This window comes from Rhizobium mayense, from assembly GCF_030272705.1.
Classification (GTDB): Bacteria; Pseudomonadota; Alphaproteobacteria; order Rhizobiales; family Rhizobiaceae; genus Rhizobium; species Rhizobium mayense.
Window position 1 is genome coordinate 26,559 of record NZ_JARFYM010000037.1, and the last position, 23,858, is coordinate 50,416.

The window sequence follows — 23,858 nt, forward strand, 5'->3', positions numbered from 1 at the left end:
TCATCATCGGCTACGTTTGAGTTCTTTCGATAAGTTTCATCGGAACCGCGTCGCACTCATACTGCGCAATTTCGCTGGACGGATGACGATACCCGTCTCCAGGTTGCGGCGATTACGGGTCCGATTGCGCAGGAGACTCGCGCCATTGACTCCAGCTGTATCGATTAAGCGACTGGTGACGGGTGGTTATTTCGCCGGATATACATCCATTACCTACTGTACTGCCTACGAATCGAGATGATTCAAAATGTCTAAGGTTGTTTGCGCATGAAGAAAAACATACCGAACAGAACCAAGAAGGTTTTGAACAAGCTGTTTGACGCCGCCGAGAATCCCTCGCAGCTGTTTTTATCCGACGGTGAGCGCATGAAAGCGCTTTATAAAATGATCGGGGCGAAGGCGGCTGGATGGCAAAAGCCAGTCAGTTGCATGTACCGGGGATGTTCAAAACCAAGCATCGCGAAATCACACACGATCCAAAGATCGGGTCCAATTAGCCAGCTTCTGGAGGACGGGCATGTGGTCACGCCAAGATTTCTGGATGGCGAATTGAAGATCAAAAGCATCGGCGCCTCCGACGCATCGACCTTTCCTGGCTTCTGCAGTGAGCACGAAGCAATCTTCCGCCCGTTCGAGACGACATCGACAATCTCAACGAGAGAGCATGTCGACCTGCAGGCATTTCGAACGATATGTCGCGAGATCCGGCGGAAGCGATACGATATTCAGCATCAGGAATCCCTTCTTGCCGATTTAGCCGCCCGCCTTGAGGATATGGGTAACCGTGAAGCGTCCAGACGAAAGATCGAATTCCAAAGCGTGACGGTCAATGGCGGCGCGTTCGGGCGCCTCAAAGAGGCGATTGAAAGGGGAAAGCAGGTTATTGACAGACTTGAAAATTTATACAACCTCCACTTTGACGCGATCGATAAACAGTCGGAAACGCAGCTCGCCGGTTATGTCGCACAAATCAATATCGCTTTCCCGGTCGCCCTTTCCGGCATTATCGAGCATCACGCGAAAAGCGGTAACATCTCCACGTGGATAGCAGGCGTCATTCCACAAGGGGGCGGCACCCTGATGTGCGGATTATTTTCAGATCGCGATTGTGCCAGGAAGGTATTGCAACTTTGCGCGAACCGTATACTCTAAATCTATTGCTAATCAGGGATCCAAAATGTCTGACGTTCTGCAGGAAGAAAAAGTCGCTGACGAGTCTGTAAAGACTTCGGTTCTGCGCAGCCAATCCGTTAATCCGGCTATTCAGCGGCTGCGCAGCCGCGTCCTTGCCAATGCAGAGGCGAGCGAAGTCATCACCAGTTACGACCGCATGCATCATCGGCATAATCGCTCTTAATGGAGCGGCTGTGCCGTGACGGCGCGCATTACGTCGTTCCTCGTCAAGATTGCCTCACGCTGCAATCTCGATTGTGACTATTGTTACGTGTATCACCATGCCGATCAGAGCTGGAGATCCATGCCGAATACCATGTCTCCTGATATAAAGCAGGCGTTTGCCGAGCGGCTGGCCGAGTACGTCAAAGGTGAGGGGTTGCGACGAGCCGTCGTCATTTTTCATGGTGGCGAACCTCTGTTGGCCGGAGTTGGAAGTATCACCGACTTTGCTGAACAGTTGCGTCATGCCGTTGGCCCGGATGTAAAACTGGATTTCGCGATGCAGACAAACGGTCTGCTCGTCACCGACACGGTTCTGACGGCGCTCGAGGCAGCCGACATTTCGGTGTCATTGAGTCTCGACGGCTCAAAGGTGGACAATGATCGGCATCGCACCACGCGCAAGGGCCGGTCAAGCTTTGATAAGGTGATGGAGGCCTATTGTTGCCTGGAGACACATCCGAAGATCTTTGCGGGCGTCATCGCGGTAATCGACGCTAGGTCTGATCCGGAAGACTTGCTCGCCTTCTTCAATGACATCAACCCGCCGAAGCTCGATTTTCTGCTGCCTGACGCGCATCACGTGCGACCGCCACCGGGTCGTGAGGCAGAGCCTGATATCTATAAAGACTGGCTCATCCGCGCTTTCGACTGCTGGTTCGACCGCTATCCGCACATCCCGCTTCGAACCTTCGAGGCTCTCCTTGATGTCGTGGCGGGACTGCCCTCGGCGACTGATGCCTTTGGCTTCGGTGACGTCAATCTGCTGTCTATCGAGACCGACGGCGGCTATCACGATCTGGATGTCTTGAAGATCGTCGGCGACCGCATTTCTGATCTGCAGGGCTCTGTTCGGGATATGGCAATCTCCGCAGCAGCCGCCTCTCCGGTGATCGAGCGGCATCGGGCCCTCCTCAGCAAGGACGGTCTCAGCGAAAACTGCCTCAGCTGTCAGGTCGTCGACATCTGCGGGGGCGGATCGGTGCCGCACCGCTTCAGCGCCGATGGATTCAACAATCCCTCGATTTACTGCGGCGAACTCTTTGCGCTGATCTCGCATGTCAAAGCGCGCCTCGTGCAGGATTTGACCGCCGAGGAAGAGGACCTCTCGAACCGCCTTTCGGAAACGTTCAATCTGAGCGAATTCGAACGGGCGGAGACCGCCGGCCCGGCCATGGCGGTCCTTCGGGCGGATGCAGACCTGGCTTATACCGAACGTCTGCACCAGGTGTTGGCCGAACTGGAAAAGGCTGGACCCGAGGCAATGGAAATCGCCCGCGAGCTCGCCGGGCTTGACGTCGATGCCCTTGCCCGCCTTGCAAGACGACCGGGAATGGTCGCCTGGACCCACGCGTTCATGGCGCAGGCGCAGGGCCGCCAGATACACGACGTTGACGGCAAGCCGATATTTGCCGACATCGCTTATCTCGTCGATGTCCTGAAGTCCTACAACCCGGACGCAGCCATCAAATGGGACGTCGCACAGAACGATGCCTGGTTGAAGCTGCCGTTCGGGGACCAGATCATTTTCGAGCGTGAGAATGTTGCAACGGTTGCACGCGAAGTTGTCGAGGAAGCCTTTGCGATCGTCCGCAGCTGGCGTCCGGCTCTTGCCGACGAAATGCTGCTGGCGTGCCAAGCGGTCCAGTTTGTGCGCGATCCGACAGCGGATCCGGAAAAGATCGTCTCCTTCAGTGACGATTCCGTGCCTGGAACCCTGTTCGTCTCGGTCATGCAAGGCGGCCACCTGATCGACCCCTTTGATCTCGCCGACTCGCTGGTCCACGAGCATCGCCATCAGAAGCTCTATCTGCTCGAACGCTTCGGCCCCACCGTCAGCCGCTTTGCGCCGCGGGTGGTGTCGCCCTGGCGCGCCGACCTGCGACCACCCTCAGGATTGCTTCATGCCGTCTTCGTTTTCGTCGAGCTGCAACGCCTCTGGCAGCACATCCTCGCCCACGGGCCTGCCCGCATGAAGGACCGCGCGGCAAAACAATTGGGCGATACCGAGCGGAACCTCAAGCTCGGCATTGCCACGCTGCGTCAATGCGAGCTCACGGAGCTCGGCGTCGCCTTGGCTGACGTCCTGGAGGCCGCCAGTCACCAGGCGCCAGCCGCTGCCTAACTATGCGGATCGCGCCGGGCCGCCTTCCCTCGGACCCAAGCGAGCGCCATGCCACTCTTCGTGACTATTTCTGCGATATAGACGCAAGTGCGGTCGATTGCGGCGACGCATGGGAGCTGACCCTTGCCTGGCCGGCCGATCCGGAACGTCATGTCGATCCCACACTCGCAGCCGGGCTTGCCTGGTGGGGCGATGGCGTGCGATATGAGACCATGTTCGCGGCGCAGCGCAGAAGCGGCAAAATCCTACGTTGCCTGTATGACAGCTGGACGCTGGCGAGCTGGAGCGAATGGATGACGCGCCAGCCCGAAGCTGACCAGCAGCCAGTCATTCTCCATGTCGACGATCATCGCGACCTCGGATCGCCTCGCCTGCGGGTTGGCGCTGATGGTTGGTCCGACATGATCAGCGGCGACCCGGTTACGCTTTTGGATCCCATTTCCGTGACAAACGCCATCACCAGCGGCGCCATCGGCATGGGAAGCTTTATGACACCCTTCCTGCATCGCTTTCCCCAATGTGAAGTCCGGCATCTCTGCCAGCCGCCGAAGGCCCGGTCCACCGAGATCTTCAGGTTTAAGCCGGACGTAGTTTCTGACAGCTTGCTTGACCCGCTTGCGTCCCGTCCCTCCATGATCCTCAGGGACTCAGAGCAGCGCACCGGCCCGTCGACATATCTGTTGACCGCAAGCCTCGATGACTGGCTCACAGACACGCAGGATCGACCCCTTCTTCTTCATATTGACCTGGACTATTTTAACAATCGGTATGATGGGGACAGCGATTGGGCACTACATGCGTCGCCGCTTGATCCGCCACGAGACGCCATCATGGCACGCATCGACGACTTGATGAGCGTATTGACCAAACCCGATATTGCAGCGCGCATCGATGACGTCGTCATCGCCTTTTCGCCGGGCTTTTTCCCGGCCGAGTTCTGGCAAGAGGCCGACCGACGTCTTGTCGACGGGCTGGGCCTGAGCGATGGCTAGAACCAGCGACCAGCGATCAAAGCCAGCCAAACGGCGACGCACGCCGCGCCCCACCCCTCGGGCGACTCGCCGGGAGCCGGTCGCTGCGGATCAAGTCAATCTCATCCGGACGCCGGGAACCAAGGGTCGAGGTGGTGGACCCGATGGGGAAGCGTGGCGCATTGAGGTCGATGGCAAGCGCTGTGGGACCGTGTTCATCAATCTGATTGACGCGCCGCCGCTCGGACCGCATGCCTCCCTGCAGATCTACCTCAATTTGTCCAGTCAGGGCCGGCACATCGGCCAGATTGCCTATGCCAAGGCTGCACGGGCCAGCCGCTACGACATAATCTACGCCCATATGCAGAAGGCGAACATCGCCTCGGCCCGTGCCGCCGAGCAAGCTGGGTTCGTCGATGCGACACCGCCGGAGGAGCGTCAGAAAGTGATGGTCTGGCACCGCCAATCCGACGGCCAAAGAGGCCCGGCGGAAGAAACCTGAGCTGCGTGGGAGGACGCGCCGATGCTGACTGCAGTGGTCATGCCCTGTCTCAACGAGCGAGGGACGCTGGAGACCTCGCTGGACTCGCTCAGGTCAACTTCCGGAGAGAGCGGAAGCGCGCATGCGGTCTTCATTTTAGTCGACAATGGCTCGACCGATGGCACGTTGGATGTCATGCGTACCATCAAGGCACGCGCCGCACCGGGTGAAGTCGTCGTCTGCGAAGAGTCGGTCAGGGGCTATGTGCCGGCACGATCCCGAGGGATACTGGCTGCCGCGGAAATCGCGCGCGCGCAGGACGTGACAGCCGACAAGCTTTTGATCCTCCAGGTTGACGCGGACACCCTCTACGATCCAGGCTACGTTGCCGCCATGCAGGCCGTCGCCTCGCCGCAATCGAACGATATCATGTTGGAAGGCACCACCCATCCGCCGCATCGGTTTCTCAAGGGGCATCCGGGCTTCGTCGGCCTCGCCAACGAAACGGACGCGGCACTGGCGGACTGGATGGCCGATGATAGCGCAGATGTCGTCATCGACGACAAGGTTTCCGGTTTCTTCTATTCCGCCTATCTAGACTGGGGTGGTCATCAACGGGACTATGACAGCGACGGTCACGAAATCTTTGCCGAAACATCGCGGCTTTTCCTTCGCGGCAAGCGTGCTGGCGCGCGGCATGTTCGGGTTGGCACCGCATCGGCAGCGCCATCCCGACGCAAGATCCTGCGCAACCCCGTCAGACATTTCGCAACGGCCGGCTTCCCCCGCAACCATGCCTGGTGGCGTGAGTGGAACAGCCGCAATCCCGGGGCCCGGGACCTCGCGACATTCGAGGCATCGGACGCGAAACTCGCCCTGAAAGCCGCCGTGCGCACCCGGCAGGCCCATATTGTCGGTCTTTTCTGGCTTCTGCCGCTGCTTGTACAGCAGATTGGCGCTCCTGGCGGCGGTGATTTCAGAAGAGGTCCGGGCATCCACGAGGCAGCTGGCCCAATCTTCGACGAGACATTGAACGACCCGGGCGCGCTCCTCGACAAGGTTCTGCACAAAGTCGATGAATGGGCGGCGGATGTGTATTTTTCACCGGCCGAACTCGGACCTGGCGGAAGGGATCGTCTCTATATCACTGCGCCCTGAAAAACATGATCCGGGTCTGTCCGGCTGGTGGTCAGCAACGAGACGTGATCGTTTTGATCTTGTTGGAAGCTGAGCACCCAGGCGGGCGGATCCGTGGCAACGCGCCGGCAGGTTTTCAAAACATCGCGGGCGATGGTGAGTTCATGGGTCGGCGTGCGAATATCTTTCGTGGCGTCGTGCAGCACCAGATCCTCGAAATGGATGAGCTCGCCATCGATCCACAGCGAGGCGCAGGTGTCGGCTAAATGCGCTCGATCCATCCCTACGGCCTTCGAGTGGGTGATGCGCTCGTCAAGACGCGGACGCGTGAGCGCGATGTTTGTGGGTTAGCTGTCGATATTTGCACTGTGGGCGGCGGCATCGATGGCTGCAGGTCAAGAGCTCTCGGTCGCGCTGATCGATGAACGCCCGAGCGCTGGCGGCCAAAATTTATCATGGATTGGAGGATCGACCGTTTCGGAATGGATACGCTCTCGGAGCTGCCTATTCAACAACATCGAAGGCCATAGCCCGGTTCAGCGAGGCAAGTCTTACGACGATTTTTGATGCACACCTGGCGCATCGACATGGCAGATGCCAGCGGCGTGACAAGCTATACCAAGGATCATGCGCCTGCGCGCCTTCGGTTCAGCAAACTCATCTTGGCGACGGGTGCGATAGAGCGCCCGATAGATTTCGAGGGCCGGACCCTTCCAGGTGTCATGAGCGTCGGGGCGGTGCAACTTCTCCTGAAATCCTCAGCGGTTGCACCGCCCCGCAAGGTCGTGGTTGTCGGAAACGGGCCGCTGACGCTGCTGTTCACGACGCAGTTAGTCGGATTGGGCGTCAGGATTTCTGTCCTCCTCGATACTGCACCGCGGATCAGCAGCATAAGAACCGCACTCTGCAATTTGAGTGCGATCATCCATAACCGCGATAAGGTCTGGAAACGCGTGCGGATGCTGCGAACTATCCGTTCCGCGCAGATCCCCGCGTTCCCGATGTTTCGCGCCTTGTCGCTCGCGGAGATCAACGGCTCAGGTCGATCGAGTTCGACACCAAAGGTCAGTCTTGCACTTTTGACGCTGACGTGGCTCGTACATGAAGGGCTCGTTCCAAACACACAGCACCTCGTGCGCTTGGATTAAGCACGTCTGGGACGAAAGGCGGGCGTGCCTGCGTCCCGAGATCGATATTGTTCGGGGAAAGCAACGTTCCCGGCGTGTTCGTTGTCTAATCGCCTCGGCTCTAATCGCTGTTGTGATCTCGCTCGGCTGTATTGAGATCGATACTAAAAGTGGCTTGGTCGTTACGGAGCCAGCCCGACCCCATAGCGTTCAGCGACACGCCAGAACCAGTCCCGATCGAGATCCGACTCACGTGCCACCTCCGCAATCGCGTTGGCCGATCGGTCGAACAACGCATAGCAGAGTTCGGTATCGTCATGCCTGGCGTGGTAGGCGATACCATTCGCACCTAAAGGGTGGCGAGCCAGCGCCTGCGACCAAGTCTGCGGCACGTCGTACGGCAACCCCTGATGCGAAATTTCAGCTGTTGCGCCGAGGCGAGCGAGGCCCGGTCCGGCGAGCCGGACCAGCCTCAATTCTCTGGTCAAGGTCAGCCGAACATACGCTTTTCGATGGAGGAGGGCCGTATCGATAAGCGTGCGGCCGGGAATGCGCAGAAACGTCTCTGCGAAGGCCCCGTCGATCTTCTTTGCAGCGTACAGAACGCCGTAGGAGGCATCGGGTGCATTGAACCGCCCACTCGTCGAGGTGTCGAAGAAGATCGGATCCCATTTCGCCGTATAGAAGCGATGGAGCACTGCTCCTGCCTGAAGCTCCACCAGTTCCGGTTGGCGCCGGTCCAGATCGGCGGGAGGCAATGGGCCGCTCACGCCCCCTGCTCACCGTGCCGCTTCGCGGCATCAAGCACAAGGTCCAGGTTGCCGGATTTCAGCAGGTCGATCGGTTTGCGATTGCCCAGCCGCGCATCAGGATTGGTAAGGAAGTTGAGGATTGCCCACGGATTGCTAGTCTGCAGGGCCTCTCGGACCGCCTTGAGTCCAGCCACAACAGTGCCGTCGCGATTGAACTGCAGCGTCGGATAGCTACGACGATTGCTCGGACCGGGAACAGCGAGCAGGGAACCGTCCTGCACCCGCTTGTCGACGGCTTGCCGCGACACACCGCGCATGAGCGTGCGGACCTGATCGAGGTCATAGGCGCCGCCGGCGTCACGGAGATCCTCCTGTGCGATGCGAAGGCCCTCAAGAATCGCCCGACTGCGAGCGTCGGGTTCAAACGCCGATCTGTCGATCAGCGGCTTTTCATCCGCTTGCGCCGTGGCTGATTCCTTCTCAATTACCTCAGTCACCCGGGCGACATGACCGCGGACCGACTTCCTGATTGCGCTCACGGACTCCGGTTTCGCCGATACGATCGCAACATGAGCGCCGGCTGGCAGCTTGAATCCGGAGAGCGCCTTGATGGGGTCGCCCTTCATTGTGAACATTGTCAGCACAGCCGTACCGCGCGTTTTCGCTGCGATGGTCGAAGCTCTCGTATTTGCCTTTTCTGCCATGTGTCTCATCTCCTGGCAGTTAACGTAGACATTTGAGCAACTTTGTCAAATTTGTCAAATTTGTCAACTTATCGACTCCGGCAGCTCCGCCGACCCGGTCCTAACCGAGCTTTTGAGGGATGTGACCCGAGAAGTTTATCTCATTGCAATCAATAGCAGCGGTTATCGTCCTAAGTGTTGATTTCCACCCGGAACTGATCCGGCTCAGTTTCGGGTGGAAATCAACAAAGAAGCGCCAGAAAACACCGGATGACGAACATAGATTTCTCGCTGTCCGAGTGGAGGGTTTCGACGCGAAAGTCGAAGCCGCCATCAATCACAGCGTTTTCGCACCGCAATTCGCATGGAACTTGGATGATGACGACCCGCTGTTCGAGTTCATGACGCGGTTAGTAGGCGCCATGCTTGTCGCGGAGGACCAAATTGCCACGCTTGCACGGACGCATAGTTTTTAGGATCGCTGCGGAATATCTTTTTCTCTCACCTTGGCATTCTAGCGTTCGCGGCAATTGCGGCAGACGCAACTGCCCCATTGGTCACGATGGGCCTCATTGTCGCTTTTGCAAATCGGCAGAACGTATATCGGCGGTTCCCTGATCTAGTCGAGGAAGCCTAACTTGCGCGCCTTGGCGAGGGCGGCGTCATTCCCCGCCTGGAGCCACCAGGATTTGTCAGCCAACGACCAGCGAGCGCCGATGGCCTTCGCTTCTTCCTTCCGAGCGAACGGCACCTTGAGCATAACACCCTCGACGCCGAAAGGAGGTTCGTGTGAAAAACGTCCGCCGGGCTGCTTGCCACGCCGCTTGTCGAGTTTCGCGAGCGCCTCGTCGATCGCCGGGTCATCGAGCGGTCTCAAACTTCCCGCGTCCGTCCAGGCCGGCGGGTCGATACGTCGCCAGGTCTTGTAGGTCCCGGCAACCGGCACCGGCGCTAGAGTGTCCTTCAACTCGCCGCTCAGCGAGTAGACATCCATTAAGACGGATGGATTCCCAAAGTACGGCGCGGGCTGCGTGATAGGCCCGACGCCGACAATGCGCGCAAGGCTGTTGCCCCAAGTCGTCCTTCGTATCCAGAAGCCTGGGCCGCAGTAGGCAATGCACATCTCGAAGACATTCTCACCAGCTCTATCCTGCCAATTGCTTTCCTGCGTTGGGTTAGGCATCACCGTCACCTCCGCTGAGTCTTCTTTGTTGGGGATAGATTGCCAAGAAATCACGTCCAGAAGTATCGCTGTCTTCGAAATCCACAACCTTTCTTTTCTCAAGCAGGTTGGCCGGCGTATCCAGTCTGAATCCACGTAAAGCGAGCGGGACGAGCCACGCCAGAAATTGTGGGACGCCTTGAAGCTCTTCTCCCCTGCCAAGCGACTTTCTCAGCCGGTAGCGAGGTTATCTCCATGCTGATGTTTGTAGATGATCCGACCGGCAAATTGATGCAGTTGCGGTTCGTGCACTCGGAAAGCGCCTCAACCATTTCAAGGCGCTGGATCATGAGCTGGTTTTTGAATGTCACCACAGTCTTGGAGCGAGGCGTCTTTTACCTCTGACATCAAAGCCTCGTTATCTCCGGTCTGGGTGTTCCCTGCCACTCGAGTCGCCATATTGCCCCTTGCCGCAGGTTTTGGACGAGCGAGGGGTGAAAAGCTACCAGGCAGGTCCCTCCTATCAATCTGGCGGAAGGATAGATCAGCCCCGGGCTGTCCTTTTCCTTGCGAAGCAACCTCGCAAGAGCTTGCCCTGCTGGGTAGGCGACCCTGGGCTCCGAGCTCAGGCTAGGGTCCGTTGCGAAATCCGCGCCTCGCAGGTCGTGAAATTGACCCACGAAGTCGGCGATCAATTCCGCGTAGTCCGTCACGTTCTCGAAACGGTTGATCGCTTCAAGTTCGCGCGTCAGATGAAACGACACTTCAGCCAAGGCAGTCTTGGCTTGGAAGGCGCAATACCAGGCGCCGCGTTCATCGTCATTGAACCGGTTGCCGCCCGGGCGGGTGTAGGTGAACGCCGCGTTGATGAAAGTGTGACCTGGCCGGCCGAAGACGAGCTCCTTGGGATCAAGATCCAAAAGCCCGCCTTGCTGGGCTTGAAGGCGGCCGCTGGTCGCTCCCTCTAGTTCGGCTAGATCCTCCAACGCGCCATGGCTCGGCACAAGAGCCAACAACACGGGTTCCTTGAGCCGTGCGGTAGATATAAGGCGGACAGTGTCGCGCTGAACGATATCTGCGCGGGCAGGCTCGATCAAAGGCCACCTCGCAACGCGTCAATATGGCGCCTTACGAGCAGGAGTTTCGGAATGCCACCTTCGATCATCACGTCAATCGGCCGCCGGCCTTCGAAAAGCGGTCCCTTATTGGCAAGCTTCACCCATTCATCGGCCAATGGTTCCGAGAACAAAAGCCGTAGGCCCTTGAAAATTCCGATTAGGGCGCTGACCCTTGTCAAACTGTCTTGGGAGAGGCTTCCCGTCCACTCTCCTTTTTTCATTCTGAACCACGTTCGTTCCGATACATCGCCCAGGAGGGCACATATCTCACCGCTGGTGAGGCGCCAAATCTCAGCCAACCGGACAACTCCAGACACAGCGGCTGGCGTCAGCCTTTCGCGCGCGTTTTCGTCGCCGAGATTAACAGGCGCCTGCGGTACTCCATTATCTCGAACTGCATGTGCTACGACCATGGCGGCCTCCATCTGACAGTAAATATACTGCCAAATGGCAGAACTTCAAGAGCGTGAGAGAAGATCCAGACTCAGCCACAGAGTGGAAGACTCGCCTAAAAGCCGATGGCGAAGTTTGATCGACAACGACAAGCGTATAGTCAAAAAAGCGCCTGCGAGCCTCGATCAAGGTGTGGGTTCGATGACTTTATGCAGAGCTGGGGTCATCTCTGGCGATTTCTTCGTGTCGCCGGCCAGATCGCCTTGCAAATTACAGAACTCCGTCTCCCGCCCGCAGGTCGCGTGGCGTCGCCGCGTCTGGCGGCCGAGCGATCTGAATGCAATGTGTAGATCGTCGATGAAGGTGAAGATGACCGGGATGACGATGAGGCTGAGAAGTGTCGAGATCATCACCCCGCCGATCACCACGATGGCCATCGGCTGCCGGAAACTCGAATCGCCGCCCGTCAGGCTGAGAGCGACCGGAAGCATGCCCGAGGCCATGGCAATGGTGGTCATGACGATCGGCCGCGCCCGCTTGTGGCAGGCATCGACGAGCGCATCGAACCGGGACATGCCTTGGCGACGTGACATGATCGCGTATTCGATAAGCAGGATGGAGTTCTTCGTTACTACGCCCATGAGCATGAGCAGCCCGATGACGGCGGGCATCGAGAAGCTCGTGCCGGTTACCACAAGCGGCACCAGCGCACCGCCGAGCGAGAGCGGCAGGGCCATCAGAAGTGTCAACGGCTGCAGGAAATCGTGGAACAGCAGGACGAGCACCGCATAGATGCAGAACACGCCGATCGCCATCGCGAGGGCGAAGCTCTGGAACAGCTCCGAACTGCGCTGAAGTTCGCCGTGTTCCACCAGGGTAACGCCCGGCGGCAGGTGCTGGAGCGCCGGCAGCGCCTTCGCCTCGCGGTTGACGTCGCCCAAGATGCGGCCGTTGAGTTCGACGGAAATCGTGGCATTGCGCATGCGGTCGATGCGGTCGATCTCAGACGGGCTGCCGACGATGCGGATATCGGCAATCGAACCGAGATCGACATTGCCGTTCGTTCCGGCCACCCGCATGTTCTTGATGTCGTCGAGCTTGGTGCGCGTGTCGGGGTTGAAGCGCACGACAATCGGGATCTGCCGTTGCGGCAGATTGAGCTTCGGAAGATCGGAGGAATATTCTCCGTTCGTCGCCACGCGCACTGCGCTGGCGATCGCATTCGACGTTATGCCGAGTGCTGCAGCGCGCGTAAAATCAGGCTTGATCTGGATCTCGGGGGCTTGCCTCGACGCAGTCGACGTCACTGCTCCAATGCCATGAAGCGTCCGAAGCTGCTCCTCGATCGCCGTGCTCGCGCTGTCGAGCGCACTGGCATCGTCGCTGGCCAGCGTGATCTCGAGCTTCGTGCCGTTGCCGATACCGACGGCGACCCGCACGCCAGGCAGGACGGAAAGCGCTTGGCGAATATCGTTTTCGATTTCCGACTGCTTGCGGTCGCGCTCGGAGATGGGCGTCAGCGTAACGACGATCGCGGCGGATCCGACACTGCTCATGGCGACCTTCGCACCGTCGTCCGAGGATGCCAAGCCGACAGCCGTAAAGACATGCGTCACGTCGGGGAGCTTACTGACGATATCTGCGGCCTTCCTGGTTGCGGCGTCGGTTTGTTCGACGGTGGCGCCGGGCTGCAGGGTGAGCGTGATCTGCGTGCGTGCGTCGTCAGCAGCCGGCAGGTATCCCGTTCTTAAGAGGGGGATGATGGAAAGCGAAAGTGCGACGACGGCGGCGGTCATTGCCGCCGTGGTCTTCCTGTGTCTCAGAGCTGCCCTTACCACCGCAATATAACCGCGCATGATGCGGCCATTTCTTTCCTCCGTCCGATGAGCCTTCATGAAATAAGCTGCCATCATCGGGGTCAGCAGACGCGCGACTATCAGCGAGGCGAGGACCGCGACTGCTGCCGTGATGCCGAACTGACGGAACAGGAGGCCCGGTATGCCGCTCATGAACGCCGTCGGCAGGAAGACCGCCACCAGCGTGAAGGTAGTGGCGATGACGGCGAGCCCGAGCTCGTTGGCCGCTTCCAGCGCGGCATCGAGCGGCCGTTTGCCCATCTGCAGGTGGCGGGCGATGTTCTCGATCTCGACGATGGCATCGTCGACGAGGATTCCGACGACGAGCGACAGCGCCAGCATGGTGACGACGTTCAGGCTGAAACCAGCAAAATACATGACGAGGAAGGTCGGAATGACCGACAGAGGCAGCGCCACGGCCGAGAGGATCGTCGCGCGCCAGTCCCTGAGGAAGAGCCAGACGACGACGATCGCCAGGATCGCCCCTTCATACAGCATGTGCATCGAACCATGATAACTATCGAGAACTGCCCCGATCATGCTGTAGACTGGGTTGATCTGCACATTCGGATGCGCCCTTGCGAAGTTTTTCATTGCCGCGTCAACGTCAGCCGAGACACTGCTGTCGGAAAACCCGTTCGAACGCTTGATCTCGACCGCGATTATGGGTTTGCCGTCGAGATATGCCGTCGAGGATCGCTCGGCGAAGCTGTCCTTGACGGATGCGACGTCATCGAGGCGAACCTGCTGCCCGTTAGCGAGCGGAATTCGAAGCTCGCTCAGGGCCTCGACCGACGCTACGGCGCCGAGCGTGCGCAATGTCTGGCGTGTGCCGCCAACTTCTCCGAGGCCGCCGGACGTGTCAGCCTGCACGGCTTTGAGCTGCGAGGACACGGTGGCTGCCGTAACACCAAACGACGCCATCGTCGCCGGATCGAGGTCCACGTGAACCTCGCGGCTGACTCCGCCGATGCGGTCGACCTGCCCCACGCCCGGGACCGACAGGAGTGCTTTGGTCAGATCGTTGTCGACAAACCAGGACAGCTCAGTCTCGTCAAGATCGGCCGAGCGGACAGCAAAGGTGACCAATGCAGAGCTCTGTACGGTGGCCTTGGTAACGCTGGGCGTCTCCATCTGCGCCGGCAGGGCGGCCTTTACGCTATCGACGGCATTGCGGACTTCGTTCAGCGCCGCTTCGCTGTCCTTTTCCAGCTTGAAGGAGACCTTGATCGAGACGGTGCCGTCGGTGATCGTCGTGATGATGTGATCGAGGTGGCTGAGGGAGGTGAGACTGTCCTCGATTGTGCGGGCAACCTGCGTCTCAAGCTGCGTCGGTGCCGCGCCATCGAGCGTGGCGGTAATGCTGATGGTGGGCAGGTCCATGTCCGGAAAGTACTGGACCGCCAGCTGTTTGAAAGCCCAAAGCCCGCCAAATCCAAGCATCACAAACAGCAATATCCCCGGTATGGGGTTGCGGATCGACCACGCGGAGAAATTCATCAATGTGTCTCCGCAACCTTCACGAGGTCGTTGTCCGACAGAAACGCTCCGCCCGCTGTGACGACTTTTGACGACCGGTCTATGCCGGCGACGATCTCGACTTCGCCATTGTTGCGGCGGCCCGTTTCTACCCGGATCCTTCGCACCCGTTGACCCTCGCCGGACGTGAAGACGTAGCTTATCCCGTCCCGGAACACGATCGCCGTTTCGGGAACTGTAAGCGCCGGAGTGGTCTGCAATTCGATGTTGCCCATGACGTAAAGGCCGATCCGCGGACGGATATCGGCGGGAAGCGCTACATAGACGATCGCCCGGCTGGTATCGGTGCTCACCGAAGGCCCAACCAGTCGGACCTTGCCTTCAATTTGGAGACCGTCGGGCCCGTTAATCGTCGCCTTCAGGCCTTCCGAAATCCTTGGAAGGTGGCGGGCCGACACTTCCGCCTGCCATTCGACCCGCTGCTGGCGAACCAAGCGAAATAGCTCGGTGCCGGTGGAAACGACCGCGCCGAGGTTGGCGGAACGCGACGTTATCAGACCGTCGTCCACGGCCGTAATCGTTGTCTGCGCAAGCTTGATCTTTGCACCGTCGAGCGCCGCCTCTTCGGATGCGAGGCTCGCAGTTGCGGTTTGCTCATCGGCAAAATATTCGGTGATTTTCTCAGCGGAGACAGCACCGGAAGACCGCAACTGCCGCGCCCGGTCTGCGTTGGCCGTGGCTTTGGCGAGATTTGCCTTGGCCGTCACGACTGCAGCTTCCTGTTTGCGAAACTCGGCCAGAACGCTGTCCTGCGATAGTCGCACCAGCGTCTGCCCCTTCTTCACCACAGATCCGACATCGACCAGAACGTCCGTGATGCGCAGGCCGCTCGTTTCCGAGGCGATGATTGCATCCTGCCATGGCTTCAGCCAGCCGCTCGCCGGAACGGTCTCCGGCCAATCCCTTTGCCCGGGTTGCGCCAGGGAGACGGTGAGCGCGGGTGCGCCGGCCTGTTCGGCCATGCCATTGCGGGAAGGAAACTGGAGTGCTGCACAGACAAGGACGGCGGCAAGTAGGATATACGGCTTTCTCAACTGGCAATTCCTCGCAGTTCACCGGCATCCGCGCGCAACTGTGGTGTTAAAAGTTGGAATGTCGGCCATGGTGCAAAGTAGAAAAGTCTGACGGCGTCGAAAGTGACAAAACTGAACTGTTTGAGCCATTTTTGCGGCACCACTGATTTCCGGCTATCGCGCCATTCCGGGCGGCAAATTCTCGTCGGCGACAGCGGTACAGATCGCCAATCAATTGCTGGATACAGCCGGGACCGACACACTCACCAGCTAGAACCCGACGACCTACGGCCGCGGCGAGGCTAGCCTTTCGAGGGCACTGGCACCCGATTGGATCAGCTAAAAAAACAGCCAAGGTTGCTTGCGAGGCGTTGAGTGCCATAAAATCGCCTCGCAAAGTTCGCCCGGGGTAATAGGGCCTATCTCGGCGACGTTTGCTGCATCTGCTCATCCGATCGCGCGGGCTGCTTCCTCAACGGCCCGGCCTACGCGCATGCGGATGGGCTCGGAAATCACCTCCCCGTCGGCGAAATCCTTACGGGTGGCATAGATTGCGGTCGGCATCGCAAGCGCTTCAAAGAAGCCGAACAGAGGGCGCAACTGATGCTCGACAACGAGCGAATGACGTTCGCCTCCGCCCGTTGCAGCGATGATGATCGGCTTGCCTCTCAGCGATGTTGGGTCGAGCAAATCGAAGTAATGCTTAAATAGGCCGGTGTAACTGCCCTTGTAGGTGGGTGAGCCTACGACCAGGGCATCGGCCTCGAGCATCTGGTCCACCACGCAGCGCGCGTCAGCGGTGAGGTCGTCTAACCGCCTGGCTTTCAACAGTGAAGGTCCAAGGTCGTTGACATCGAAGGACAGCGAAGACGCTCCCGTTTTGATTGCCAGTTGCGCAACGATATGGTCGACGAATGAGCGCGTCGTGGACGGACGTGTTATGTTCCCCGAAAAGCCTAGTATCTTCGTTTGCGGCATGTCGATCTCCCAAATGCTGAGCGGCTATAGCCATCTCACTCTGTCATTCGTCTCTTACGGAAATGGCCGCCTATTCGACGGTAACTGATTTCGCCAGGTTGCGCGGCTGATCGACGTCCGTGCCCACAAATACGGCCGTATGATAGGCGAGCAATTGAACCGGCAGCGAGAAGATCATCGGCGCAATGATCTCGTGCACATTCGGAAGAACGATTGTATGCATCGTGTCGAGCTTCAAGGCGGCAGCGCCCTTCTCGTCAGTGATCAAGATGATCCGTCCGCCGCGGGCCGCGACCTCCTGCATGTTTGAAACAGTCTTATCGAAAAAGCGGTCGTGCGGTGCAATCACGATAACCGGCATGTTCTCGTCGACGAGAGCAATCGGACCGTGTTTCAATTCGCCGGCGGCATACCCTTGCGCGTGGATGTAGGAAGTCTCCTTCAGCTTCAGCGCGCCTTCCATGGCCAGGGGGAAGCTCGTGCCGCGGCCGAGATAAAGCACGGCGCGGCACTTTGCCAATTCACGCGACAGACGCTCGATCTTTGGTTGGATGCTGTCGAGCACTTGCGCCATGACGCGCGGCATCTCGGCAAGGCGTTCGACCAGTATCTGTTCCTCCTTCTCCGTGACGGCGCCACGCGCCCTGCCCGCAGCAACTGCGAGCGCTGCCAGGACGGCGAGTTGGCAGGTGAAGGCCTTTGTGGACGCGACGCCGATCTCCGGTCCGGCGAAGATCGGGAACACAGCGTCGGACTCCCGCGCTATCGTGGATTCGCGGGTGTTGACAACCGCACCGGTCTTCAACCCGTGCTCCTTGCAATAGCGTAGGCAAGCAAGCGTATCGGCTGTCTCGCCCGATTGTGAGATGAAGAGAGCAGCCGCTTGTGGCGAGAGCGGGATTTCGCGGTACCGGAATTCTGACGCAACATCGATTTCGACCGGCAGACGCGCATAGCGCTCGAACCAGTACTTGCCGATCAGCCCGGCCAGATAGGCAGTGCCGCAGGCGGAGATCGCCAGGCTTTGAACGTTGGCGAAGGCGATGTCGCCCGAAACCTCGACCACGCGATTGTCGAGGAAGTTGATGTAGTGGCTCAGGGTATCGGAGATGGCCTCCGGCTGGTCGTAAATTTCCTTCTCCATGAAATGGCGATAGTTGCCTTTGTCGATCGGATGGGCCGCCGCCATCGAGACTTGCCGCGGTCGGGTCACGGACTTGCCGTCGATATCGAAGATATGGACGGCAGTCTTGCCGATGACCGCCCAATCGCCATCGATCAGGTAGGTGATCTCGTTGGTGAAGGGCGCCAGCGCAATCGCATCCGACCCAAGGAACATCTCGTCGACGCCGTGACCGATTGCGAGCGGCGGACCATTGCGCGCAGTCATGATGGTTGAAGGGTCGTCCTCGAAGAGCAGAGCCAGCGCATAAGCGCCCCTGACGCGCTTCAGCATCGCATGCACAGCCTCCCGCCGGCCCATGCCGCCCCGGCGAAATCTTGCCACGAGATGCGCGATGACCTCTGTGTCGGTGTCGGTTTGGAACTCGGCGCCGGCCGCGGTCAGTTCATCCTTCAATTCGGCAAAATTCTCGATGATCCCGTTGTGGACGACCGCGATGCCGTCTGTAAAATGCGGGTGGGCATTGCGCTCCGTCGGCGCGCCATGGGTTGCCCAGCGCGTATGGGCAATGCCGATTGTGCCCGCCAGAGGCTGTTCTTTCAGCTTGGCCTCGAGATTGACGAGCTTGCCCTCGCAGCGCCGGCGATGGAGCGCTCCACCGTCGATAGTCGCGACGCCCGCCGAATCGTAGCCACGATATTCAAGGCGCTTCAACGCGTCTACCAGCCGTTCCGAAACCGGCTGATGGCCGACAATACCCACAATCCCGCACATACCCTCTCCGCGCTTCTTCGCATGTCGGTCACGGCGCTCACATACTCCGTCAAGCTGGAGTGAGCGAAGCTACAATCACTCTCGGATCGCCATGACCGGCGATCATTCCTTCAACGCGCTGGCAAAATCCATGGCAAGAATTGTCGTGGTGCCACGCTTGATTTCGGTCAAATTCAGCGTTTTCTAATGGCACTCGGCCGATTGGAAAAATTGATTTTTTGGATCATACCTATCCACGCCATGGATTGGCCGCGCGAGTTTCCGCGGTTTGGACCCATGTTGAAATTCGGCTTGCGGAACACGCAGGACGATCCGGCGCATCATCTGGCCGCAGCAATTTCACTCAGAAGGCGTCCTTTGCAGGTGCAGCCAGCGACGGCTCCAGGTTTCTTTCCCTGAGAACACAGGTCTTTGCCGGGATGCCGGGGCCGCCGCCTTAGACAAAACCAGTCAGGTTCTTGGGTTCGAATTTAACGATTGTCTGCCAAATCGCACTCAGCGCCAGCTTTCCTTCACCCTCGATCTCCACCGTTGCTTCATCGGTGACCATCAGCATGCCGGCGCCGCGGAGGCGCGCCTCGGCTGTGGTGAAGCGACCGCGCACGCCTGCGGGCTCTTGACCGGTGCCATGAACCGCACCTTGTTGAAGCCGCAATTAATGCCCAGCGTCTACTCTCGGATTGCGAGGCGATTTGATGGCACTCAACGCCTCGCAGGTAACTTTGGCTCTTTGTTTACCTGATCCAATCGGGTGCCAGTGCCCTCGAAAGGCTAGCCTCGCCGCGGCCGTAGGTCGCCGCGTTATAGTTGACGAGTGTGTCAGTCCTGGCTGTATCCAGCAACTGATTGGCGATCTGTGTCGGCGTCGCCGACGGGAACTTGTTGCCAAGGATAGCGGAATAGCCCGAAATCACGGGTACCCCATGAGATGTTCCGAACAGTCCAGTTTTGTCGCCTTCGACACCAACCGTCAGGAACTGGTTCTGCACCTGCGGATTCGAACCGGCATAATTCGAATAGGAGGCCAACGATGCCTTATTCTCGGGAGTACCATTGTGGTCGAGCGCACCCACAAAGATTGTCGATGGCGTTCCAAACAGGCTGACGGCTAGATAATCAGCATCCCCTTTACTGTTCACGGTGCCCATTCGTATGCCATCGTTGCCGGCAGACTTTGCGACGACCGCATTGCCCGCCCGAGCTGCATCGACAATCGATTGCTCAAGTGGAGACCGGCTCACTGGCTCCGGATAGCTGTAGCTCAAGTTGATGACATTGAGGCCGTCGTGCAGCGCGATCGGGGCCTCTTGGATGTATGCATTCCGGAACATGTTCGCACCAGGCGCCACCATGCCCGCTTCCTCAAAGACCCATTCGCCATGCCGCTGTCTTTGTGGGCCACGACCGAGATCGCCATCTACCATATCCGAGGATCTGAAATCATCCACGATCGTTATCGATACGCCTGAACCTGTATAGCCTGACGCCCAGGCTTGCCCAATATCCGGACTCATCCAGCAAAAGGTGTTGTCGGCATTTTGTGCGCACGCCGACGCGCTGCTTTCCATGGTTGGTGTATCGGCCCTTCCTTTGACATGGGCACCAGTCTCGCCGGCAAAACCTGTTGCTGCCAGCAGGCACATAACGAGACCGCTAAGGAACGCTATAGGGAATAACAGTGATTTCTGCATACTAACCTCCTGTCTGCATTGTTCTTCGTTATCAAATCTGCCGGCCACACCTTTGATCATCGCTAGAATTGGCCTCTGAACCAGAGACTGAGTTTCAGTCGGCTCGGATGGAGTTTCACCAAATGTTTTAGGGTGTCCGCTACCGGTAGTTCGGAAGCCGCCAAGCGGCAATTTACCTTTTGAACGCCGCCAAGTCGGTAGCTGGCGGTACACGGTTGTTCCGTCAGGTCACCACCCAAGATCGAATTGGCCGTGAAAGTAAGCGTCGTGGAGGGCGTCGGCCGCTTTTGTACAATGAAGCCGAGTTGCACATCTGGGTCGATTCGGACCTTTTCGGCACGCTGACCTGTGCTTGCGCCCCACAGCAGACCGAAATCGTCGGACAGCTGGGTCAACATTTCGAATTGCATGTCGACCCAGTTGCTATGGTACATCTTGCTTAACGGCACCCATGTGCCATTCGTCAGCTCGTATCCGCCGCGTTCAAGACGACGGGCGATGGTGGTTAGGTCTGACCCCCGGTTGATACCGACGAGGCTGGTCTCTTGTCCATTGGCAGTCATTGCGAAAAATGCCATCGCCAGAAGTGCCAAACCTGCCCACAACACATATTTTGGGCACCGTGAATTCATCGCACAACCGATTGGCGCACTGTTGTTGGAGGGCACTTCTTGGGCAAACGCCCGATGGCAATAACCGCGAAAGCATGGGCGACAACGGACAACGCAATCATTCTCAGCAATATCACTTATCTCCAGTCGTTCCGTCTCATTGAGACATTTCTCGGCTCTTTCCGAGTAAACAGCTCTCGCTGCATCTCGGTGACTGGCATCAAAATTCATGCCAACTTTAACGCAAGATTGGTCAGGAAGCGTCTGCCTTTGCTTTCATTAGCTTAGAAAAGAAGGGCAAGGAGTCCGCCAAACGAAGCTCTGTCGAGAAATCGACAAAGCCGACACAATTGGAATGGTTTTGATGATACTGAGCGCGAGCGAACCTATTGTGTGCACGTCCGTCAACGGCTTTTTCATTGATTCCCTCCCGCAAGATGGGTGACAAAAATGCGCGAATCTGTTTCTCCCTAGGCCGTCGTATTGCGGAAGATGCTAATATGAATGTTATAGACAACGATGTACGTTTGCTCGCTGTTATGCGGCGCTATTTTAGCGTGAAGAAAGAGCTTGCCGATTTGAAATCGTCGCTCGAAGAAAAGCGCAAAGCGGCAGGAATTGCGGTCGGAGAGTTTTACCACGTCTGCGCTGAAAGCGAGCATGCAAACGATGTGAGTCGAACGGTTAGGCTGAGACGGGAGATGGATTTTCTGATGAGCCTCGCCGAAAGCTGGGCAAGGGGAGACATCATTAATCTCGACACATCAGCCAACTGATCCCGCGAGCACGCGAGTATTGCGGTTGCAGCGCTATTTGGCAACCAAGCCAAGGGAAAATGGATCGGCTACTCGATTCATTGCCTGTAAAATGGCCCGGGAATGCAATAGCATCACAATGATGGCGGCTTGAGCCAGAACCCACTTTGCCCGGCCCATTGTGCTGAGCCTTCCTCTTCGTGCGGGATTGCAACCCTCATGTCTTTAGATCCCCACTAGAAGAAGACATCAGCTCTAAATTGAATGTTTTTGCCTGGCTGGCCCTCCGTTCGTGTCGCTTCGCTAGCGGACCGGAGGTATGGCACGGGTTATCGGCGAGAACGCTCGGCTACGCCCGATTTCGATCGGTAATCACGCAACAAGAGCTTGTGCCGTTACCCAACAAAAACGGATGTCATATCTGCTCGATGCGATACACGTCATAGGCGCATATCTACGGTCATTTTTTAAACATCTTATCGGTGTGTGAAACAACATTTCCGCCGCTTTTTATTCCGCAGTGTGGCGGGTCATCGGATGAGATCAATGGGCGGGATACGCATATGGGCCAGGCGGCAATAATCTGCGGCTGGTCTTTTTCTTCGTGTATCCCTATCCAGACCGCAGGAGCGACGGTCACGCAACCGCCTGGGCTCCCGTGATCTCCACCAGCGAGCCGCACATGAAGGCGGCCTCCTCCGACGCAAGAAACGCGACGAGGGCCGCCACCTCTTCCGGTTTCCCGATGCGCCCAAAGGGAACGAGCTTGTCGAGGTCAGCGATCGTCCGGCCGGAGCGCGTAACTCCGGCTTCGAGCATAGGCGTATGGATTTCTCCGGGGCAGACAGCGTTTACGCGCACCTTGTCGGGTGCGTAGTCCCTCGCAAGGTTCTGAGTGAACGCAGCTACCGCGGCCTTTGTGGTGTTGTAGGCAATGTGGTTCGGCGCGGGATGAAGGCCCCATTGCGAGGCGGTATTCACGATCGCGCCGCCGCCAGCCTGTATCATGTGGGGAAGCGTTGCCCGGCACAAATGGAACATCGAATCCAGGTTGACCGTGAAGCTTGCCTTCCAATCCTCATCGGAGAGCGACAGCAGATTGCCGCGTCGATTGATCCCTGCGTTATTGACGAGGACGTCCAGTCGGCCTTTCAGCTCGAACGACTTCGCCACGAGCTCGAAACATTCCTCCTTCTTCGAGATGTCCGCCCCGATCGCAACCGCCGTTCCGCCCGCCGCGTCGATCTTGCTGGCGACATGCGCCGCCGCCTCGACGTTAACGTCGGTCACGACAACGAGCGCGCCCTCGGATGCCAGCCTGCCCGCGATTGCCGATCCTATGCCGCCCCCTGCTCCCGTGACGACGGCGACCTTCCCTACAAACCTCTTCATCGAAATTTCCTCCTCGCTATCGAATGTAGCTTCCGCCGTTAATGTCGAGCGTCGCTCCGTTCAGTGACGCCTGACCGGGCCGCAGAACGAAGGCGACCAATTCCGCCACCTCTGCCGGTTCCGCCATCTCTCCGATCGGGATGTCCGCAACGGCTGCAGCCTTTCCGTGGACGGCGATGAACTCTTCGGCCATGTCGGTTCGGACCCAGCCAGGCGCGATGGCGACGGCCGTCACGCCGTCCTCGCCGAAGCTGCGGGCGATCGACTTGGTCAGATTGACGAGCGCCGCCTTGGTTGCCCCATAAGGCATCGCGTCAGCCGTATACCCTCGCTGACCCGCCCGGCTAGCCATATTGACGATCCGCCCGCCGCCATTCGCCTTGAAGTGCTGGATCGCTTCCTTGCAAAGATCAGCCGCGGCGAAGAAATTGATCTGGAATTCGCGCTGCCATGCGGCCTTCCAGTCAGACGCCGAGGCTTCGATTGAAATCTCTGTGCGGATGCCGGCATTGTTGACGAGGCCATGGACCCGACCGGTCGCCGCGACGGCCATCTCCCAAAGTCGGAACGGGCCCTCCGGCACCGACAGGTCGGCCTGGACGATCCAGCCATTGCCACCGACTTCCGCGAGGAGCGCTTCCGCGCCCGCCTGATCGCGGCCGTAGTGGATGACCGGTCGCGCGCCATCCTCCGCGAGCTGCCTCACGATCGCCGCACCGATTCCACCGGACGCTCCCGTGACCAGAACGACCTGTCCTTCGAGTGTCTTCTTCATGCCATTA

The 23,858-nt window shown here is 58.6% G+C and carries 22 protein-coding genes and 2 pseudogenes; 9 read left to right on the top strand and 15 right to left on the bottom strand.

Features of this window, described 5'->3' with window-relative positions:
- Nucleotides 1-267 precede the first annotated feature (267 nt).
- From PY649_RS29505 to PY649_RS29530, 6 genes are all read left to right on the top strand, one after another.
- Complete coding sequence (locus PY649_RS29505; protein WP_285872451.1) at nucleotides 268-1,152, top strand: hypothetical protein; 885 nt, start codon at nucleotides 268-270, stop codon at nucleotides 1,150-1,152.
- 25 nt (nucleotides 1,153-1,177) lie between these two features.
- A complete protein-coding gene (gene yhhA / locus PY649_RS29510) occupies nucleotides 1,178-1,357 on the top strand; it encodes a YhhA family cyclophane-containing RiPP (protein WP_285872452.1) in 180 nt (59 codons plus the stop codon).
- Nucleotides 1,358-1,372: 15 nt separating this feature from the next.
- Nucleotides 1,373-3,520 (top strand): cyclophane-forming radical SAM/SPASM peptide maturase YhhB, encoded by a 2,148-nt coding sequence (gene yhhB, locus PY649_RS29515; RefSeq protein WP_285872453.1) that lies wholly within the window; start codon nucleotides 1,373-1,375, stop codon nucleotides 3,518-3,520.
- Between the two features lie 212 nt (nucleotides 3,521-3,732).
- Nucleotides 3,733-4,512 carry a hypothetical protein gene (locus tag PY649_RS29520; RefSeq protein WP_285872454.1) on the top strand — a complete coding sequence of 260 codons (780 nt, stop codon included), beginning with the start codon at nucleotides 3,733-3,735 and terminating at the stop codon, nucleotides 4,510-4,512.
- On the top strand, nucleotides 4,505-4,993 hold the full coding sequence (locus tag PY649_RS29525) for a GNAT family N-acetyltransferase (RefSeq protein WP_285872455.1): 489 nt from the start codon (nucleotides 4,505-4,507) through the stop codon (nucleotides 4,991-4,993). Before PY649_RS29520 ends, PY649_RS29525 begins: the two co-directional genes overlap by 8 nt.
- Nucleotides 4,994-5,014: 21 nt before the next feature.
- A complete protein-coding gene (locus tag PY649_RS29530; RefSeq protein WP_285872456.1) occupies nucleotides 5,015-6,130 on the top strand; it encodes a glycosyltransferase family 2 protein in 1,116 nt (371 codons plus the stop codon).
- Nucleotides 6,131-6,198: 68 nt separating this feature from the next.
- Here PY649_RS29530 and PY649_RS29535 read toward each other — a convergent pair.
- Nucleotides 6,199-6,447, bottom strand: a pseudogene (locus PY649_RS29535) (RHE_PE00001 family protein); the annotation flags it as partial.
- Between the two features lie 228 nt (nucleotides 6,448-6,675).
- On the opposite strand from PY649_RS29535, the gene PY649_RS29540 reads away from it, so the two are divergent.
- On the top strand, nucleotides 6,676-7,257 hold the full coding sequence (locus PY649_RS29540) for an NAD(P)/FAD-dependent oxidoreductase (protein ID WP_285872457.1): 582 nt from the start codon (nucleotides 6,676-6,678) through the stop codon (nucleotides 7,255-7,257).
- A gap of 161 nt (nucleotides 7,258-7,418) precedes the next feature.
- On the opposite strand, the gene PY649_RS29545 is transcribed toward PY649_RS29540, so the two are convergent.
- Nucleotides 7,419-8,006 (bottom strand): RES family NAD+ phosphorylase, encoded by a 588-nt coding sequence (locus PY649_RS29545; RefSeq protein ID WP_285872458.1) that lies wholly within the window; start codon nucleotides 8,004-8,006, stop codon nucleotides 7,419-7,421.
- Nucleotides 8,003-8,692: a hypothetical protein gene (locus PY649_RS29550; RefSeq protein WP_285872459.1), complete on the bottom strand. Its 690-nt coding sequence runs from the start codon at nucleotides 8,690-8,692 to the stop codon at nucleotides 8,003-8,005. Before PY649_RS29550 ends, PY649_RS29545 begins: the two co-directional genes overlap by 4 nt.
- 143 nt (nucleotides 8,693-8,835) lie before the next feature.
- Here PY649_RS29550 and PY649_RS29555 point away from each other — a divergent pair, with 143 nt between their 5' ends.
- Nucleotides 8,836-9,147, top strand: a complete 312-nt coding sequence (locus PY649_RS29555; protein WP_285872460.1) for a hypothetical protein — start codon at nucleotides 8,836-8,838, stop codon at nucleotides 9,145-9,147.
- A gap of 143 nt (nucleotides 9,148-9,290) precedes the next feature.
- Here the strand turns inward: PY649_RS29555 and PY649_RS29560 are convergent, their stop codons facing one another.
- The 10 genes and pseudogenes from PY649_RS29560 to PY649_RS29605 all read right to left on the bottom strand — a co-directional run bounded on the left by PY649_RS29560 (nucleotide 9,291) and on the right by PY649_RS29605 (nucleotide 21,160).
- Entirely contained in the window at nucleotides 9,291-10,055 is a 765-nt protein-coding gene (locus PY649_RS29560) for a DUF5710 domain-containing protein (RefSeq protein WP_285872461.1), read from the bottom strand.
- Between the two features lie 185 nt (nucleotides 10,056-10,240).
- Entirely contained in the window at nucleotides 10,241-10,753 is a 513-nt protein-coding gene (locus PY649_RS29565) for an RES family NAD+ phosphorylase (protein ID WP_285872462.1), read from the bottom strand.
- Between the two features lie 173 nt (nucleotides 10,754-10,926).
- Nucleotides 10,927-11,364, bottom strand: coding sequence for an antitoxin Xre/MbcA/ParS toxin-binding domain-containing protein (locus tag PY649_RS29570; protein ID WP_245472420.1), 438 nt, complete (start codon nucleotides 11,362-11,364; stop codon nucleotides 10,927-10,929).
- A gap of 165 nt (nucleotides 11,365-11,529) precedes the next feature.
- Entirely contained in the window at nucleotides 11,530-14,700 is a 3,171-nt protein-coding gene (locus tag PY649_RS29575) for an efflux RND transporter permease subunit (RefSeq protein ID WP_285872464.1), read from the bottom strand.
- Nucleotides 14,700-15,773, bottom strand: coding sequence for an efflux RND transporter periplasmic adaptor subunit (locus tag PY649_RS29580; RefSeq protein ID WP_285872466.1), 1,074 nt, complete (start codon nucleotides 15,771-15,773; stop codon nucleotides 14,700-14,702). The genes PY649_RS29575 and PY649_RS29580 overlap by 1 nt, the downstream gene beginning before the upstream one ends.
- A 426-nt stretch (nucleotides 15,774-16,199) precedes the next feature.
- The gene (msuE, locus tag PY649_RS29585) at nucleotides 16,200-16,730 is read right to left on the bottom strand and encodes an FMN reductase (protein ID WP_120709094.1); all 531 of its coding nucleotides are present in this window, start codon (nucleotides 16,728-16,730) and stop codon (nucleotides 16,200-16,202) included.
- A 70-nt stretch (nucleotides 16,731-16,800) separates the two neighbouring features.
- Complete coding sequence (gene glmS, locus PY649_RS29590) at nucleotides 16,801-18,627, bottom strand: glutamine--fructose-6-phosphate transaminase (isomerizing) (protein ID WP_285872467.1); 1,827 nt, start codon at nucleotides 18,625-18,627, stop codon at nucleotides 16,801-16,803.
- 436 nt (nucleotides 18,628-19,063) lie between these two features.
- Nucleotides 19,064-19,296, bottom strand: a pseudogene (locus PY649_RS29595) (hotdog family protein); the annotation flags it as partial.
- A 65-nt stretch (nucleotides 19,297-19,361) separates the two neighbouring features.
- Nucleotides 19,362-20,318 (bottom strand): S8/S53 family peptidase, encoded by a 957-nt coding sequence (locus PY649_RS29600; RefSeq protein ID WP_285872468.1) that lies wholly within the window; start codon nucleotides 20,316-20,318, stop codon nucleotides 19,362-19,364.
- A 62-nt stretch (nucleotides 20,319-20,380) separates the two neighbouring features.
- Nucleotides 20,381-21,160 carry a hypothetical protein gene (locus tag PY649_RS29605; protein ID WP_285872469.1) on the bottom strand — a complete coding sequence of 260 codons (780 nt, stop codon included), beginning with the start codon at nucleotides 21,158-21,160 and terminating at the stop codon, nucleotides 20,381-20,383.
- A 269-nt stretch (nucleotides 21,161-21,429) separates the two neighbouring features.
- Here PY649_RS29605 and PY649_RS29610 point away from each other — a divergent pair, with 269 nt between their 5' ends.
- Nucleotides 21,430-21,705, top strand: a complete 276-nt coding sequence (locus PY649_RS29610) for a hypothetical protein (RefSeq protein ID WP_120709098.1) — start codon at nucleotides 21,430-21,432, stop codon at nucleotides 21,703-21,705.
- A gap of 615 nt (nucleotides 21,706-22,320) precedes the next feature.
- Here PY649_RS29610 and PY649_RS29615 read toward each other — a convergent pair.
- Nucleotides 22,321-23,076: an SDR family NAD(P)-dependent oxidoreductase gene (locus PY649_RS29615; RefSeq protein WP_285872470.1), complete on the bottom strand. Its 756-nt coding sequence runs from the start codon at nucleotides 23,074-23,076 to the stop codon at nucleotides 22,321-22,323.
- Between the two features lie 16 nt (nucleotides 23,077-23,092).
- The gene (locus PY649_RS29620) at nucleotides 23,093-23,851 is read right to left on the bottom strand and encodes an SDR family NAD(P)-dependent oxidoreductase (protein ID WP_285872471.1); all 759 of its coding nucleotides are present in this window, start codon (nucleotides 23,849-23,851) and stop codon (nucleotides 23,093-23,095) included.
- Between the last annotated feature and the right edge of the window lie 7 nt (nucleotides 23,852-23,858).